This is a genomic window from Vreelandella titanicae BH1 (assembly GCF_000336575.1).
GTDB lineage: Bacteria > Pseudomonadota > Gammaproteobacteria > Pseudomonadales > Halomonadaceae > Vreelandella > Vreelandella titanicae.
The window spans coordinates 47,200-62,519 of the sequence record NZ_AOPO01000006.1 but is presented as its reverse complement, the minus strand read 5'-3'; the positions used below and the strand labels follow the sequence as shown (position 1 = coordinate 62,519).

General features: G+C 55.4%; 16 protein-coding genes. 13 read left to right on the top strand and 3 right to left on the bottom strand.

What is annotated here, in order from left to right; all coding sequences use genetic code 11:
* The first annotated feature begins 98 nt into the window (after positions 1 to 98).
* From doeA to HALTITAN_RS12655, 11 genes are all read left to right on the top strand, one after another.
* Positions 99 to 1,298, top strand: a complete 1,200-nt coding sequence (gene doeA, locus HALTITAN_RS12705; RefSeq protein WP_027958052.1) for an ectoine hydrolase DoeA — start codon at positions 99 to 101, stop codon at positions 1,296 to 1,298.
* Positions 1,299 to 1,336: 38 nt separating this feature from the next.
* Positions 1,337 to 2,356: a N(2)-acetyl-L-2,4-diaminobutanoate deacetylase DoeB gene (doeB, locus tag HALTITAN_RS12700; protein WP_022522327.1), complete on the top strand. Its 1,020-nt coding sequence runs from the start codon at positions 1,337 to 1,339 to the stop codon at positions 2,354 to 2,356.
* A gap of 8 nt (positions 2,357 to 2,364) precedes the next feature.
* A complete protein-coding gene (locus tag HALTITAN_RS12695; RefSeq protein ID WP_022522328.1) occupies positions 2,365 to 2,841 on the top strand; it encodes an Lrp/AsnC family transcriptional regulator in 477 nt (158 codons plus the stop codon).
* A gap of 223 nt (positions 2,842 to 3,064) precedes the next feature.
* Positions 3,065 to 4,561, top strand: a complete 1,497-nt coding sequence (locus HALTITAN_RS12690; RefSeq protein ID WP_027958051.1) for an NAD-dependent succinate-semialdehyde dehydrogenase — start codon at positions 3,065 to 3,067, stop codon at positions 4,559 to 4,561.
* Between the two features lie 140 nt (positions 4,562 to 4,701).
* The gene (locus tag HALTITAN_RS12685; RefSeq protein WP_009287349.1) at positions 4,702 to 6,135 is read left to right on the top strand and encodes an aspartate aminotransferase family protein; all 1,434 of its coding nucleotides are present in this window, start codon (positions 4,702 to 4,704) and stop codon (positions 6,133 to 6,135) included.
* A 129-nt stretch (positions 6,136 to 6,264) separates the two neighbouring features.
* Positions 6,265 to 6,942, top strand: a complete 678-nt coding sequence (locus HALTITAN_RS12680) for a haloacid dehalogenase type II (RefSeq protein ID WP_009287348.1) — start codon at positions 6,265 to 6,267, stop codon at positions 6,940 to 6,942.
* A 61-nt stretch (positions 6,943 to 7,003) separates the two neighbouring features.
* Entirely contained in the window at positions 7,004 to 7,351 is a 348-nt protein-coding gene (locus HALTITAN_RS12675; RefSeq protein ID WP_022522330.1) for a putative quinol monooxygenase, read from the top strand.
* A gap of 33 nt (positions 7,352 to 7,384) precedes the next feature.
* Positions 7,385 to 7,852, top strand: a complete 468-nt coding sequence (locus tag HALTITAN_RS12670; protein ID WP_022522331.1) for an S-ribosylhomocysteine lyase — start codon at positions 7,385 to 7,387, stop codon at positions 7,850 to 7,852.
* A 161-nt stretch (positions 7,853 to 8,013) separates the two neighbouring features.
* Complete coding sequence (locus HALTITAN_RS12665) at positions 8,014 to 8,625, top strand: LysE family translocator (RefSeq protein ID WP_039859375.1); 612 nt, start codon at positions 8,014 to 8,016, stop codon at positions 8,623 to 8,625.
* A gap of 98 nt (positions 8,626 to 8,723) precedes the next feature.
* Positions 8,724 to 9,761 (top strand): CNNM domain-containing protein, encoded by a 1,038-nt coding sequence (locus tag HALTITAN_RS12660; protein WP_009287346.1) that lies wholly within the window; start codon positions 8,724 to 8,726, stop codon positions 9,759 to 9,761.
* Between the two features lie 224 nt (positions 9,762 to 9,985).
* On the top strand, positions 9,986 to 10,636 hold the full coding sequence (locus tag HALTITAN_RS12655) for a peroxiredoxin (RefSeq protein WP_022522333.1): 651 nt from the start codon (positions 9,986 to 9,988) through the stop codon (positions 10,634 to 10,636).
* A gap of 170 nt (positions 10,637 to 10,806) precedes the next feature.
* On the opposite strand, the gene HALTITAN_RS24870 is transcribed toward HALTITAN_RS12655, so the two are convergent.
* Complete coding sequence (locus HALTITAN_RS24870) at positions 10,807 to 11,004, bottom strand: zf-HC2 domain-containing protein (RefSeq protein ID WP_223828130.1); 198 nt, start codon at positions 11,002 to 11,004, stop codon at positions 10,807 to 10,809.
* A gap of 22 nt (positions 11,005 to 11,026) precedes the next feature.
* A complete protein-coding gene (locus HALTITAN_RS12650) occupies positions 11,027 to 11,596 on the bottom strand; it encodes a sigma-70 family RNA polymerase sigma factor (RefSeq protein WP_039859374.1) in 570 nt (189 codons plus the stop codon).
* Between the two features lie 149 nt (positions 11,597 to 11,745).
* On the opposite strand from HALTITAN_RS12650, the gene HALTITAN_RS12645 reads away from it, so the two are divergent.
* Positions 11,746 to 12,546, top strand: a complete 801-nt coding sequence (locus HALTITAN_RS12645) for a ZIP family metal transporter (protein ID WP_009287345.1) — start codon at positions 11,746 to 11,748, stop codon at positions 12,544 to 12,546.
* 7 nt (positions 12,547 to 12,553) lie between these two features.
* Here HALTITAN_RS12645 and HALTITAN_RS12640 read toward each other — a convergent pair whose 3' ends face one another.
* Positions 12,554 to 13,033: a MerR family transcriptional regulator gene (locus HALTITAN_RS12640; RefSeq protein WP_022522335.1), complete on the bottom strand. Its 480-nt coding sequence runs from the start codon at positions 13,031 to 13,033 to the stop codon at positions 12,554 to 12,556.
* 68 nt (positions 13,034 to 13,101) lie between these two features.
* On the opposite strand from HALTITAN_RS12640, the gene HALTITAN_RS12635 reads away from it, so the two are divergent.
* Positions 13,102 to 15,312 carry a heavy metal translocating P-type ATPase gene (locus tag HALTITAN_RS12635; protein WP_039859373.1) on the top strand — a complete coding sequence of 737 codons (2,211 nt, stop codon included), beginning with the start codon at positions 13,102 to 13,104 and terminating at the stop codon, positions 15,310 to 15,312.
* Positions 15,313 to 15,320: the final 8 nt, after the last annotated feature.

Genomic DNA, 15,320 nt, shown 5'->3' with positions numbered 1-15,320 from the left:
CTGATCGGTGGTGGCCAGGTCGATCCTGTGGCCCAGCGTTGCGTGCCTATCGTAGGCAGTGCGCTGGTTCTTGGTGATCTTTAATGGCGAGTTGCCCGATGACTCAGGTTTCCCTGCCTTTCACGCGCGAAGAGTACGCTAACCGCCTGTGGAAAGTGCGTGCTGAAATGGCCAGTCGTGGTATTGACGTACTGATCGTCAGTGACCCTTCCAATATGGCTTGGCTGACCGGCTACGACGGTTGGTCGTTTTATGTGCATCAGTGTGTGCTGGTGGGCCTTGAAGGCGAGCCGGTATGGTTCGGGCGGCGCATGGATGCCAACGGTGCTCTGCTCACCTGTTGGATCGATCCCGAAAACATTACCTACTATCCAGATTACTACGTACAGAATCCGGACATGCACCCGATGGAGTATCTGGCTCAGTCGATCATGCCGGATCGCGGCTGGCATCTGGGGGTGGTGGGTATGGAGATGGATAACTACTACTTCTCCGCCAAGGCCTATCTAAGCCTACTGCGCGAACTCCCCCATGCGCGTTTTATGGATGCCAATGCGCTGGTTAACTGGTGCCGGGCGATCAAATCGCCGCAAGAAGTGGCCTATATGCGCATTGCCGCCAAGATTGTGGAAGGCATGCATACGCGTATTCTTGAAGTGATTGAGCCTGGCTTGCCCAAGAGCAAGCTGGTGTCAGAGATTTACCGCGTTGGCATCGAAGGTTTTGTGGATGAGAACGGCAAAGTATTTGGCGGCGACTATCCCGCCATAGTGCCCATGCTGCCTACTGGTAAAGACGCCGCCGCGCCACACCTAACCTGGGACGACACGCCGTTCCGCAAAGGTGAAGGTACTTTCTTTGAGATTGCCGGGGTGTTTAAACGCTATCATGCGCCGATGTCGCGCACCGTATTTCTGGGCACCCCGCCGACGGATTTTATTCGCGCGGAATCAGCTCTGCTGGAAGGCATCGAAAATGGTTTGGCAGTGGCCAAACCTGGTAACCGTACGGCGGATATCGCCATGGCACTGGGTGCGGCGATGGATAAATACGGTTTTGACCGTGGCGGCGCCCGCTGTGGTTACCCTATCGGTATCTCCTACCCGCCTGACTGGGGCGAGCGCACCATGAGTCTGCGCCCCTCGGATGAAACCATTCTCCAGCCAGGCATGACGTTCCACTTCATGCCTGGGCTATGGGTCGATGACTGGGGCCTGGAAATTACCGAAAGCATTCTGATTACCGACGATGGCTGTGAGACGCTGGCCAATTTCCCGCGCCAGCTGTTTGTGAAGTAGTGCTGAGATAGCTGCCCGTAACATAAAGGAATTTTTTCATGACGACGATGCGACCAAGTCCCATTTCCGCCACCGTTGATTTTGATGCCGATGGCGTTCAGCACGGCTTTTTAAAACTACCGATCTCTACCGATGAGTCTGCCTGGGGCGCGGTAATGATTCCTGTGACCGTGGTTAAAAACGGCGAAGGCCCCACGGCACTGCTGACCGGCGGCAACCATGGCGATGAATATGAAGGCATCACCTCGCTACTGAAACTCTCTTCAACGCTGAAGGCAGAGGACGTGACAGGGCGGGTGATTATTGTGCCGTGCATGAATACTCCGGCAGTCATGGCAGGCAAGCGTACCTCGCCGATGGACAAGGGCAATCTCAACCGCAGCTTTCCCGGCGACCCCAATGGCAGCGTCACGCCGCAAATTGCCGACTACTTCACCCGTGTGTTGGTACCCATGGCGGACGTGGTGCTCGACCTTCACTCGGGCGGCCGCACGCTGGATATTCTGCCCTTCGGCGCGTCTCACGTGCTGGATAATAAAGAGCAGCAGCAGGCCGCTCTGGAAGGTGCCAAAGCGTTCGGCGCCCCCTATGCCATGGTGATGTTTGAGCTGGATGCGGAAAAACTCTTCGACACTGCCTGCGAGCGCCAGGGCAAAGTCTTTGTGGCCACCGAGCTTGGCGGCGGCGGTACTTCCACCCCACAAAGCATTGCCATTGCCGAGCGCGGCGTGCGCAATTTCCTGATTCACTACGGCCTTGTAGAAGGCGAAGTGGAAATGCCCACAGGTGGGCAGCTGTATCTCGATATGCCCGACGCCAGTTGCTACGTGCAGAGCCAGCACTCCGGCGTGTTAGAGCTATTGGTGGCCCTGGGTGATGAAGTGAAAAAAGGCCAAACCATCGCCTACGTGTACGACATGACCCGCAGCGGCACCGATCCGGTTGCCTATAAAGCAGAGCGCGACGGCATTCTAATGGCTCGCCGTGCCCCCTCACTGATCAATATGGGGGATACCCTGGCGGTGATTGCCGATGTTGTTGAACGCCTGGAGGCGTAATCCTCGGCATGATGAAACTTGACCGTTACGATCTGAAAATTCTCGATATCCTCTCCCGCGATGGGCGAATCACCAAGTCGAAGCTAGCCGAGGCGATCAATCTCTCGGTCAGTCCCTGCTGGGAGCGGGTAAAGCGCCTGGAAAAGGCTGGCATCATTGAAGGGTATACCGCGCGCATCAACGCGGACGTGTTGGTGCCGCGCAATCCTGTCTGGGTGCAGATTGAGCTCAAGCAGCACAACGCCGAAAGCTTCACTCGTTTTGAAGCGCTAGTGATGCAAACCCCGGAAGTTACCGAGTGTGTGGCGGTGGGCGGTGGGGTGGATTACTTAGTGAAGTTTGAAGCGCGCACCATCGATAGCTACCAGCGTTTGATGGATAAGTGGCTGGTCTCTGAAGCCGGTATCGAGCGCTACTTCACCTATATCGTGACCAAAACCGTCAAGCGCGTTCCTATAGGCATTGATACCGACGACATTCTTTAATGTAGTTTTGGCCCCCTATCGTAAGCCCACCAAAAAAAAGCACTGCCAAACGCTCTCTGACAAAAAAAGTCGCGTGATAAGTCTCGGTTTTCAAAAACACTTCGTGGCTCCTCTCCGTTAACCTGTGGGCATTCGACGGCAAGGCTAATCAGCGCTTGCTGACAATGCCACACAGTGACTGCAGCGCTCGGTTAGCCAGACTGCATTTGAGGGGGAGGTTCCCATGACCACACTATCGACCACGCTCGCCAAGCGCCTGGAAGATCCGCGTCTGTTCCGGCAGTACGCCTACGTGAACGGTAAGTGGACTCACGGGGAAGGCGGTCGCGAAGAGGCTGTCTATGACCCCGCTACCAATGAAGCCATTGGTCATATCCCGTTGCTGGAAGCCGAGCAGATAACCGCCGCTGTAGATGCCGCTGAAGCCGCTTTTGTACAGTGGCGGGCGCTACGCGCCGATGAGCGCTGCGAGCGCCTGCTGGCCTGGTATGACCTGATTCAAGCCAACCGTGAAGACCTTGCGACCATCATGACGCTGGAGCAGGGTAAGCCGCTGCCCGATGCCCGTGGGGAGGTGCAGTACGGTGCCAGTTTCGTGCGCTGGTTCGCCGAAGAGGGTAAGCGTACCTATGGCGAAACCATCCCCAGCCATATTCCCAACGCATCACTCGGTACCATTAAAGAGCCGGTGGGAATCGCGGCGATGATTACGCCATGGAACTTTCCGTTGGCGATGATTACCCGCAAAGCTGCGGCGGCGCTGGCAGCGGGCTGTCCGGTGATCGTCAAACCCGCCAATGAAACGCCCTTCTCGGCGTTGGCGCTGGCGGAGCTGGCCGAGCGTGCTGGGATTCCCGCGGGGATTTTCAATGTGGTGCTGGGCGATCCTGCGGAAGTCTCAAAGATTCTCTGCGCCGAATCGCGTATTCGGGCGTTGTCGTTCACCGGTTCCACCCGCGTGGGCCGTCTGCTGATTGAGCAGAGCGCTAATACCGTCAAGCGGCTCTCCCTGGAGTTGGGGGGCAATGCGCCGTTTATTGTTGGGCCCGATATGGATCCCAAAGAGGCGGCCTTTGCGGCCATTGACGCCAAGTTCCAAACCGCTGGGCAGGACTGTCTGGCTGCCAATCGCATTCTGGTGCATGAATCTATCCACGATGAATTCGTAGAGCATTTCAGCGAGCGTATGGCGGCGCTTACCGTGGGCAATGGCCTCCACAGTGAGATAGATCTTGGCCCGTTGATTCACCGTCAGGCGGTAGAAAAGGCGGCCGCGATTGTCGATGACGCCATTTCCAAAGGCGCCAAGATGGTGGGTGGTGATCAAAGCCAGGCACCGGGGGAAAATTTCTTTATGCCGGTGATGCTGACCGGCGTGACGGCGCAGATGAAAGTGTGGCGGGAAGAGAACTTCGCGCCTGTGGCCGGGATCACCGCCTATAGCACCGACGACGAAGTGATTGAAATGGCCAACGACACTGAGTACGGCCTGGCGGCGTATATCTACACCCACGATATTCGCCGCATCTGGAAGCTGATGCGCGCCCTGGAGTACGGCATGGTCAGCGTTAACTCGGTTAAGATGACCGGCCCGCCGGTTCCCTTTGGTGGCGTGAAGCAGTCTGGCCTTGGCCGTGAAGGCGGTGCCACGGGTATCGATGAATACCTGGAAACGAAGTATTACTGCCTGGGCGCGCTGGGCTCAGTATCGGGTAGTTAAGTCCGGGAACTTGAGTTGGCCTTGTGGGAGGCCGGCTCGGCCGGGCGAAGGCACCGTTAGGTGCCTAAAAATAAGTTCATCATTAATGAATAAAGCACCTCCCCGCTGACTGGGGAGGTTTACCGTACAGAGAGAACACTATGAGCTTGCATCAGGATTTGATCGAACGCGACCGTAAAGTCACTTTCCACGCCTCTACCCACTTGCGCGATTTCGCCCATGGCGATGCGCCGGGCCGCGTGATTACCGGCGGCAAAGGCATCAATATCGTGGATAAGGACGGCCGCGAATTTATCGACGGCTTTGCCGGGCTTTACTGCGTCAACATCGGCTACGGGCGCACCGAAGTCGCCGAGGCGATCTATAAGCAGGCACTTGAACTCTCTTACTACCATACCTACGTAGGTCACTCCAACGAGCCGCAGATCGAGCTTTCCGAGCGTATTCTAAAAATCGCCGGGATGAATATGTCCAAGGTTTACTACGGCATGTCGGGTTCTGATGCCAACGAAACCCAGCTCAAGATCGTACGCTACTACAACAACGTGCTGGGCCGTCCGCAGAAGAAAAAGGTTATCTCACGTATGCGTGGTTACCATGGTTCGGGCATTGCCTCGGGCTCGCTGACCGGCCTGAAAGCATTCCACGACCACTTCGATCTGCCCATCGATACCATTCGCCATACCGAAGCGCCGCATTACTACCTGCGTGCCGCCGAACAGCACGGCATGACCGAGCTGGAGTTCTCTGCGTATTGCGCTGAGAAACTGGAAGCGATGATTCTGGAAGAAGGCCCGGATACCGTGGCCGCCTTTATCGGTGAGCCGGTACTGGGTACTGGCGGTATCGTACCGCCGCCGGAAGGCTACTGGGATGCCATTCAAAGCGTGCTGGCGAAGTATGACGTGCTGCTGATTGCCGATGAAGTGGTCTGTGGCTTTGGCCGTACCGGCTCTGACTTCGGTAGCCACCACTACAATATGAAGCCTGACCTGGTCACCATCGCCAAGGGCTTAACTAGCGCCTACCAGCCGCTCTCCGGCGTGATTGTTGGCGAGAAGGTGTGGCAGGTGCTGGAGCAGGGCACCGGTGAGTATGGCCCCATCGGCCACGGCTGGACCTACTCTGGCCACGCTCTGGGCTGTGCGGCAGGGCTTGCCAACCTGGATATCATCGAGCGTGAAAACCTGGTGGGTAACGCGTCGGAAACCGGTGCTTACTTCCAGCAGCAGCTAAAAGCCAATTTCGAAGGTCATCCGCTGCTGGGCGACGTTCGTGGTGTAGGCCTGATGGCGGCACTGGAGTTCTCTCCGGATGCCAAGCAGCGCCTGCACTTCGACCCAGCGCTTAAAGTCGGCCCTCGCGTGGCGGCTGCCGCCATGGAAGAGAACCTGATTGCCCGGGCCATGCCGCAAGGCGATATTCTCGGCTTTGCGCCGCCGCTGACCATTAATCGTGGTGAAGTGGACGAGATGATTGGCCGCGCCAAGCGCGCCATTGACCGGGTTACCGATGAGCTTACGCGCTCTGGCGACCTGAAAAGCGGTGAAAAAGAGGCCGCGTTTACGGTCTGACCGAGTGTCGTAGTCTTCTGAGCGCCGCTGCCTGTGCAGCGGCGCTTTTGTTATTGAAGGTGTCGTCTATGCTAAAGATATAAGCTGAACTCAGGTCACAATCAATTGAAAGTTAAGGAGTAGCCAACGATGCAACCGGTCTTAGCCTTCGATGTATACGGTACGCTGATCGATACCCAAGGCGTTACCGTTGAGCTCGAACATCGCCTAACGGATGCTTCCAAAGCTGGCGAATTTGCTCGCCGCTGGCGCGATAAGCAGCTTGAGTACAGCTTTCGCCACGGCCTGATGGGGGCTTACGTGCCGTTCTCGGAGTGCACCCGCGAAGCGCTGGTTTTTATTGACCGCGCACTGCAAACCGGGCTTTCGGATAATGACCAAGATCATCTGATGGCGGTGTATGCTGAGCTGCCCGCGTTTGACGATGTAGTGCCTGCGCTCGATCAGCTTCGCGAAGCAGGCATACGCTGCGTGGCGTTTTCGAACGGCACAGCAGATGCCGTGTCCAAGTTACTCACTCGAGCAGGCGTTGAGAGCCATATGGACGATGTAATCAGCGCCGATGAGGTAAAACGCTTTAAGCCAGACCCAGCAGTGTACGCGCATTTGCGTAGCCGCTTAGAGACACGCCCCGAGCACACATGGTTGGTTTCCAGTAACCCTTTTGATGTGATTGGCGCCACCCATGCAGGCCTACGCAGTGCCTGGATACGGCGCAGTTCCGACGCCCCTTTCGACCCTTGGGGTGTCGAGCCGGATATGACGGTTACCGATCTAGAAGCATTGGCCGAGCGCATAATCCGCTAGGTTGTTAACCTACGTCGACAAGCCGCATAATGACGTACGCTTAACGACTTAGGAGATGACCATGTCAGAAAAAATTTACTGTGTTGCCGGTTTTAAGCCCAAACCTGGCAAAGAAGAAGCGGTATTCAAAGCGCTTCAGTCGTTAGAGCCGAACACCCACCGGGAAGATGCGTGCATTCACTACACCGTAACCCGGCAGATTGATAACCCCTTCGCCCAGGGCACCAGTTATCCGATTGTTTTTCATGAAATCTGGGCCAGTCGCGAAGAGTTTGAAGCCCATTGTCAGCGCAAAGAGATTCAAGACTTCTTTGCCAAGCACGTTGAAGCGCCGGATGGCGATATCGAAGATGCCAACGTGTGTGTTTATACCGACGAACCATGGAATTTTGACGCGCCCAAGGTTTAAGCGAATCAAGGTTTCAGTGAAAAAGGAGCCAACATGACCGATAAAAAGATGAACGTCGAGAGCTTTAACCTGGATCACACCAAGGTAAAAGCCCCGTACGTTCGGTTAGCCGATATTAAAGAAGGCCAGAACGGCGACCGTATTCATAAATATGACCTGCGTATCTGCCAGCCCAATAAAGAGCATATGGAGATGCCGGCGCTGCACTCCCTTGAGCACTTGATGGCTGAGCTGTCGCGCAATCACACCGATAAAGTGGTCGATATCAGCCCCATGGGCTGCCAAACCGGCTTCTACATCGCAATGATTAACCACGACGACTACGACGGTGTGATCACTATCATCGAACAAACCCTGAACGATGTGCTAGAAGCCACCGAAGTACCTGCCTGCAACGAGATGCAGTGCGGCTGGGCCGCCAGCCACAGCCTGGAAGGCGCTAAAGAATTGGCCAAAGGCCTACTGGCCAAGCGTAGTGAGTGGACTGAAGTGTTCGCCTAAGCGCTATGTGGCAGCAAAAGGTCGTTAGACGGCGCCTCCCCCTTGTTACATATAGCAAAGGGGAGGCGTTTTTATTGAGCGTGCTTTAACGAATGGAAAACGCCGACCAACAGTGACATGCTGGCGCATTGAAAGCATTTTTTCATGGGGGAGGCGTTACTATGCTGTTGGACACGTGGCTTTTATACCTAATCGCCTGCCTTGGCCTTTCGCTTTCGCCTGGGCCAAACGGCCTGCTGGCGCTGACCCACGGCGCGCTACATGGCAGCCGTAGAACCCTGTTTACCATCGTAGGCGGCGCCACAGGATTTATGCTGATTATTGCCCTGTGCATGTTTGGCATTGGTGCGCTGCTTAAGTCGTCGGTGGTGTGGTTAACAGTGCTGAAATGGGTCGGTGGGGGGTATCTTATTTGGCTGGGTATCCAGGTATGGCGCTCGCCGCCGATTACGGGCGAGGTGGATGTGAGCGCAAGCCAAGCGAGAGGGTGGCATCTGTACCGCCAGGGGGTGCTGGCATCGGTTACCAACCCCAAGGTACTGTTATTTTTTAGCGCTTTTCTACCTCAGTTTATCGACCCACAGCGCAGTTTGATGCTGCAATATTTCGTGCTGGCAGGCACCTTTGTGGCTATTGAATGTATGGTTGAAGGCCTGCTCGCCAATATGGCTAACCGCATTCGCCACTGGCTGAAGCGTGTTGGCCGCGGCTTCAATCGCACTTGCGGCGGCATCTTCGTTGCCATCGGGACTGCGTTGCCGCTGCGCCCATGAATGCGGCTTTGCGTGGTGGCGAGCGCACGATAGAGAACCATTGACTTCCGCTTATGATGCCCCTATAAACTGGGTACAACCCATCACTCTAGGCCCTCATGTTCCTCCTAATCACGATTGCTACCCTTTCAATCGCGTTCTCGTTTTTATGTTCCATCCTTGAAGCGGCGCTTCTTTCAATTACACCCAGCTATATTGCTAAGCAGAAAGAAGACAACCCCAAGCTGCACGCCTCGCTTACGCGCCTGAAGGCTAATATCGACCGGCCCCTAGCCGCTATTTTGACGCTCAATACGATTGCCCATACTGTGGGTGCAACTGCTGTGGGGGCTCAAGCGGCGGTCGTGTTTGGCGAAGCCTCTATTGCCATCGTTTCGGCAGTAATGACAATGGCGATTTTAATACTGTCGGAAATTATTCCTAAAACCATAGGCGCGACGTACTGGCGCGGCTTGTCACCGTATTTGCCACGCCTGTTAAACCCGATGATCATTGGCTTGCTGCCTTTTATCTGGATGTCGGAGCAGATCACCCGCCGGCTAGGTAAGTCAGAGCATGATGTCGATCTGCGTGATGAAATTAAAGTACTTGCCCGCGTCGGCCTGGAAGAGAAGGTTCTGGACGAGGACGAGTCGCGCACCATTATCAATATGCTCAACTTGCACGATATCGTCGTCAGCAAAGCGATGACGCCGCGCACGGTGTGTGAAACCGTTTTGCCTGACATGACCGTGAAAACGTTCGATGAGCAGTATGGCAAAGCACCGTTTACGCGCTTCCCAGTGATGGACAACGGTGAGCAGGCCTTTGGTTATGTGCATAAAGCAGATATGTACCACGCTGACGATGCCAAAACGATGCGCGAGTTGATGCATCCGATTGGCAGCGTGGACGTCTCACATAACATCGAGCAGGTATTCACCTCTATGCTAAAAGATCACCTGCACATGCGGGTTGTCTACGACGAGCATGGCACTTTTGTAGGTTTAATCACGTTAGAAGACATTATCGAAACCATTCTGGGGCAAGATATTGTTGATGAGACCGACAATGTGGCCAATCTACGCCACTATGCTAAACAGCAGTGGATCAAGCGGGTTAAACGGGAAGATAAAGCTGCCAAAGCAGCCGAGTAATCCCAAAGAAGGTGCTCTCTGTTGTTGATTTAAAGCGGCGCCTTGGGGCGCCGTTCTGCTTTTACAGGCATTTATATTCAGGCTTTTACGCCGTTAGACTACGCTTGGCAGAGCGAGTGAACGTTGTACTACGACTCGCTGTCTTAGCGCTAAATGATCTATAGTGAAGGTGTTGAAAGTCAAATAAGCTATTAGGGCGTCTAACGCCCATTAAGGAGGAAAGCATGTCATTACGTATTAATGCAGTCGTGCCCGATTTCGAAGCGGAGACGAGCCAAGGGCCGATTCGTTTTCATGACTGGATTGGCGACAGCTGGGCGATCCTGTTTTCGCATCCTAAAGACTTTACCCCGGTTTGCACGACAGAATTCGGTGCCGTCGCGCAGCTGAGCGCAGAGTGGAAGAAACGTGGCACCAAAGTAATCGGTGTTTCCGTGGATGGTGTTGAAGACCACAAACGCTGGGGCAATGACATCCAAACCGTCAGCGGCAGCGAAGTCGATTTTCCGATCATCGCCGACGACGGTCTTACGGTGTCAAAGCTGTATGACATGCTGCCGGAAGATGCCTACCTGCCCGATGGCCGCACGCCAGCAGACAGCGCAACGGTGCGCTCGGTGTTTATTATCGGGCCGGATAAGCAGTTGAAGCTTTCCATGACCTATCCAATGACCGTAGGGCGTAACTTTGCGGAAATCCTACGCGCCCTGGATGCATTGCAAACCACGACGAAACACGGCGTTGCCACCCCAGCCGATTGGACGATAGGTCAGGACGTGATTATTCCGCCTAGCGTTTCTGACGCCGATGCCAAGCAGAAGTATGGCGAGTATGAAACGGTTCTGCCTTACCTGCGTAAGACGCCACTGCGTTAATTGCGTTAGTAGAATAGTGTAAAAAGCGAAAAGCCAGCGCCTATGCGCTGGCTTTTGCATGGGCCATCAAGTGGACTCTATACAATGTTTTTGTCGGGCGTACGTAGGAGTTCGCTGACGGAGAAGCGAAGCAGGAGAGAGTAGTGGTTTGCAGCACTTAGCCGAAAAAGCTAATCGTCTAGCGTTTTGCGGGAAGAGATTCGCGAGGCGGGGTGGTGGTCGCTAATGTTGTGCAACAGATCGAATTGGCGGGCGCAGTGACGGCAATCCCGGCACATCGACAGGTGAAGACGAAGAGCCATCTTTTCACGCAATGTTAATATTTTGTCCTGTTTTAAAGACATCAACCTCGTGGCTTCGCGGCACATAAGCATATCAGGTTCCCCTCAGCTAATTTAACCAACCATGATCCAAGCACTCTCTTAGCCGTAAACGCGCACGGTGTAAGATGACCCAGCAGTTGGTTTCAGTAATGCCGGTTTCCTTACAGATCTCTGTGGTGGAGAGCCCCATGAGTTCACGCAAGGTAAATACGCGTGCGATATTCTCCGGTAAGGCTATCAAGCAGGCATCAAATACTTGCCAAAAACGCTGGTTTTCTAACACCTGCTCAGGCTCTCCCCAGTGGCTGGGGCGGGCAGCGCTTTGCCAGTGCCCATCCTGTTGAAATAGGCGGTCAAGGGTGTCGTCATCTAAGTCCAGGCCTAACGGTTGCCAAGTACCTTGACGGCGCTGTTGACGCAGTTGGTTCAGAATTTTGTATTTCAAAATGCCAAATACCCAGGTCTCGAACTCGGAGCGCCCTTCAAAGGTGGCGCTTTTCTCAAAGGCGGTGAGCAGGGTCTCCTGTACAGCATCTTCAGCGGCGGTAGAGTCGCGTAACTGCAGGCGCGCAAAGGCTACTAAGCGGGGGCGTAGCTGGGTAAAGTGGGCAGCGGCGAACGTAGCGGAATGAGGCACGAGAATCCCCTTTTAATGTTCCCAAGGCGCACTACTGACATCGCGCTAATGAAAACCATCGTTATTTATTCATTAGGCATTAATGCGTTAAAGTACGTGTTGATACCACGTTAGACAACAACGTGTCGTTCTCTTTGATGCCTTTCTGAATGCCAACCGAGTTTATGCTGTCCATGGAAAATACGTTGTTATTAGGGTTTTTGGGCAGCTTAATTGCTGGATTGTTGACGGCGGTAGGTGCGCTACCGGTGCTGCTAGGTAAAACGCCTAGCCGTGGCTTTCGTGATTTGGCGTTAGGTTTTGCGGCGGGGGTAATGCTGGCAGCGTCATTCTTTTCGCTGATTATTCCAGCGCTTGACGCTGCGGAAATCTATTATCCCGGTGGCCCAGTGCCCGCCGCGATTGTTTGTGCGGCTATTTTGTTAGGGATGGGCGCGATTGCGCTGCTTAACGAGCATCTGCCCCATGAGCATTTTGCCCAGGGCCGTGAAGGGCCGGAGGCTGCATCGCTTCGCCGGGTGTGGCTGTTTGTGTTTGCGATTACTATCCACAACCTGCCGGAAGGCATGGCAGTGGGCGTCGGCTTTGGGGCCAATGGGTTAGAGGGCGGTATGCCCCTGGCGATCGGTATTGGCCTACAGAACATGCCAGAAGGACTCGCCGTTGCGGTCGCCTTAATGGGCGAGGGCTACTCAAAGTGGCGCTCCTGGTCGATTGCTGCGCTAACCGGCCTAATCGAGCCCGTTGGCGGGCTATTTGGTGCCAGTATTGTCAGCGTTTCCCAAATACTGCTGCCCTGGGGCCTGGCCTTTGCCGCCGGCGCGATGCTGTACGTGATCAGCCACGAAATCATCCCCGAAACCCACCGCTGCGGGCACCAGAAAAAAGCCACCTTTGGCTTGGCGATGGGGCTGGTGATTATGCTGTTCTTGGATGTGTGGCTGGGTTAATTGCGCGTTAACCTATGACATCCGCGCCACCGTGAGGCCCCGTTTGATGGCACAACCGGTGGTCGCTGAGTACGTCAATAATATGGCACTGGCCAACATTGCCCCCCGCACATTGATTGATCATGCGTTTGAGCTCATCGCGTACCGAGGTGAGTCGTGCAAGTCGTGCCTCGACCTCGGCTAGGTGACGCTTCGCTAGCGTGTCTACCTCTTCGCAGGGCATAGTGGGGTAATCCGCCATTTGTAACAGCTCCCGGACTGCCTCCACCGAAAAGCCAAAATCCCGCGCATGGCGAATAAACGTCAAACGGCGGATAGCAGCAGTAGTGTAGCGCCGCTGATTGCCTTCGTTGCGCGGTGCTGAAGGCAGTAGCCCAATCTGTTCGTAGTAGCGCACCGTTTCTGGCTTGCAGCCGGACTCGCGTGCCAGCTCACCAATGCCGATATAACGCTCAGTGGCAGTTGGCTCAGGGGTTTGATCTTTCATTACTTGAACCTCTAGTGACTACAGGTATTACGCTGCTCCTAAGATAGACTAACTTGGAGCAAAGAGCGATGAGTACGACCACACCGGCTAAAACCTCTGCAGTTTCTCCGTCGCCGACCACCCTGCGCGTGCAAGGTATGGACTGCGGTGGCTGCGAACGTAAAGTTGAGGCGGCGCTAAATCGTTTAAACCATGTTGAACATGTTTCCGCGAGTTCTGTCACCGGCTCGGTGCGATTAACCGCACCGCCCGGTAAGACCCTGCCACATTCCGATATTGAGTCAACGATCACGGCTCTGGGCTACCAGGTAATCGATGAGTCGGTGAACACAACTGAATCGGAAAAGTCGTCCTCATGGTGGCAGTCGCCTAAAGGGCGTTTGGTGATTGTCAGTGGTGTATTGCTGGCGCTTGCCTGGGGGCTTAAATTCGCCTGGCCCACCCTGGGCAGTTGGCCGTTCATCGCCGCAACGGTCGTTGGTCTTGTGCCGGTTATTCAGCGTGCTTGGCAGGCGCTTAAGATGGGTAACCCTTTCACCATTGAAATGCTGATGAGCATCGCAGCCCTAGGGGCACTGGCGATAAACGCCGCCGCTGAAGCGGCAGTGGTGGTGTTTCTATTTGCAGTGGGGGAGATGCTGGAAGGCGTTGCCGCCGCTCAGGCGCGCCGCAGTATTTCGGCGCTTTCCAAGCTGACTCCCTCTACTGCGCGGTTGATGGAGCAGGGCGAAGCTCGGGAAGTTGCTGCCGCGTCTCTGGTGCCGGGGCAACGAGTGCAGGTACGCCCTGGCGACCGTCTGCCCTGTGACGGGCAAATTATTGCCGGTCACTCCTCGATTGATGAATCGCCTGTGAATGGTGAGTCGGTGCCACGGGAGCGTAGCGAAGGCGAGTCAGTATTTGCTGGCACCGTCAATCTGGATGGCGTGCTTGAAGTTGAGGTAACCCGCAGCGCTGAAAACAACACCATCGCCCGAGTGATTAAGCTCGTGGAGGAGGCTCAGGCGGCCAAAGCACCAGTGGCGCGTTTTATTGACCGCTTTGCGTTTTACTATATGCCTGCGGTCGTCGGGGTGGCGCTGCTGGTCGCTATCGTACCGCCGCTGGTATCGACGATGCTGTGGTCGGAATCCATCTATCGCGCCCTAGCGCTACTGCTTATTGCTTGCCCCTGTGCGCTGGTGATTTCGACGCCCGCGGCCATTGCAGCCGGGTTATCGGTGGGCGCTCGCAACGGTCTGCTGATGAAAGGCGGTGCGGTATTAGAGCAGTTAGGCAAACTCAAGCGGGTCGCGCTGGATAAAACCGGCACGCTAACCGCGGGCAAACCCTCCGTGACGGATGTAGAGAGCCTTGAAGCTGGTAGCCGTCTTGATAAAAGCCGTTGCGCTGAGATAGTGCGTCTTGCTGCCGCTCTGGAGCAGGGCTCGAGCCACCCCCTCGCTGTGGCGATCAGTGACTATTATGACCGGCAGGAGGGGGCTTCGGTACCTACTGTGCAAGGTGCTCGTGCGCTAGCAGGGCAGGGCGTTGCCGGACATGTCGAAGGACGTGAGTTAATGCTGGTGAGCCCGCGCTATTTACAATCTTTCACCCAGCACACCGGTGAGATAAAAGCCCGTATTGCGGCGTTGGAAGCGCAGGGCAAAAGCCTGGCCGTACTGATAGAAATAGGGATAGAAGGAGAGGACGGGATAGAAAGTGAGCGCCTATTAGGACTAATCGCTCTGCGTGATGAACCCCGTGAAGATGCTCGCGAAGGTCTTCAAGCGTTAGAGCGCCTAGGTGTGCAAGCCGTGATGCTCAGCGGTGATAATGCCCGCACCGTGGCGGCCATTGGTGAACAGTTGGGCATTGAAGCAGAAGGCGAGCTGATGCCGGAAGATAAAGCCCAGCGCGTGCGCGAGTGGCAGGCGCAAGGGCTTGGGCCAGTGGGTAAAGTGGGCGATGGTATTAACGATGCACCGGCACTCGCAGCGGCAGAAGTGGGTATTGCCATGGGTAGCGGTACCGATGTGGCGCTTGAAACCGCCGACGCCGCGCTGCTTAAAAACCGCGTAGGTGGGATAGCCGAGATGATCGCACTTTCCCGGGCGACCATGCGCAATGTAAAAACCAACGTGGCCTTGGCGCTTGGCTTCAAGGCGCTGTTTTTGGTCTCTACGGTGCTGGGGATTACAGGGATGTGGGTCGCGGTAATGGCTGACACTGGGGCGACCGTGCTGGTCACCCTCAATGCATTGTACTTATTGCGTTACCGCTTTAATGAAATTGGCTAGAAAGCGAT

Coding starts and splice junctions, on each gene's coding strand:
- HALTITAN_RS12645 (WP_009287345.1), top strand. CDS start 11,746: ATGCCAACCGAGTTTATGCTGTCCATGGAAAATACGTTGTTATTAGGG.
- doeB (WP_022522327.1), top strand. CDS start 1,337: ATGACGACGATGCGACCAAGTCCCATTTCCGCCACCGTTGATTTTGAT.
- HALTITAN_RS12635 (WP_039859373.1), top strand. CDS start 13,102: ATGAGTACGACCACACCGGCTAAAACCTCTGCAGTTTCTCCGTCGCCG.
- HALTITAN_RS12665 (WP_039859375.1), top strand. CDS start 8,014: ATGCTGTTGGACACGTGGCTTTTATACCTAATCGCCTGCCTTGGCCTT.
- HALTITAN_RS24870 (WP_223828130.1), bottom strand. CDS start 11,004: ATGTGCCGCGAAGCCACGAGGTTGATGTCTTTAAAACAGGACAAAATA.
- HALTITAN_RS12695 (WP_022522328.1), top strand. CDS start 2,365: ATGATGAAACTTGACCGTTACGATCTGAAAATTCTCGATATCCTCTCC.
- HALTITAN_RS12670 (WP_022522331.1), top strand. CDS start 7,385: ATGACCGATAAAAAGATGAACGTCGAGAGCTTTAACCTGGATCACACC.
- HALTITAN_RS12685 (WP_009287349.1), top strand. CDS start 4,702: ATGAGCTTGCATCAGGATTTGATCGAACGCGACCGTAAAGTCACTTTC.
- HALTITAN_RS12640 (WP_022522335.1), bottom strand. CDS start 13,033: ATGAAAGATCAAACCCCTGAGCCAACTGCCACTGAGCGTTATATCGGC.
- HALTITAN_RS12655 (WP_022522333.1), top strand. CDS start 9,986: ATGTCATTACGTATTAATGCAGTCGTGCCCGATTTCGAAGCGGAGACG.
- doeA (WP_027958052.1), top strand. CDS start 99: ATGACTCAGGTTTCCCTGCCTTTCACGCGCGAAGAGTACGCTAACCGC.
- HALTITAN_RS12660 (WP_009287346.1), top strand. CDS start 8,724: ATGTTCCTCCTAATCACGATTGCTACCCTTTCAATCGCGTTCTCGTTT.
- HALTITAN_RS12690 (WP_027958051.1), top strand. CDS start 3,065: ATGACCACACTATCGACCACGCTCGCCAAGCGCCTGGAAGATCCGCGT.
- HALTITAN_RS12675 (WP_022522330.1), top strand. CDS start 7,004: ATGTCAGAAAAAATTTACTGTGTTGCCGGTTTTAAGCCCAAACCTGGC.
- HALTITAN_RS12680 (WP_009287348.1), top strand. CDS start 6,265: ATGCAACCGGTCTTAGCCTTCGATGTATACGGTACGCTGATCGATACC.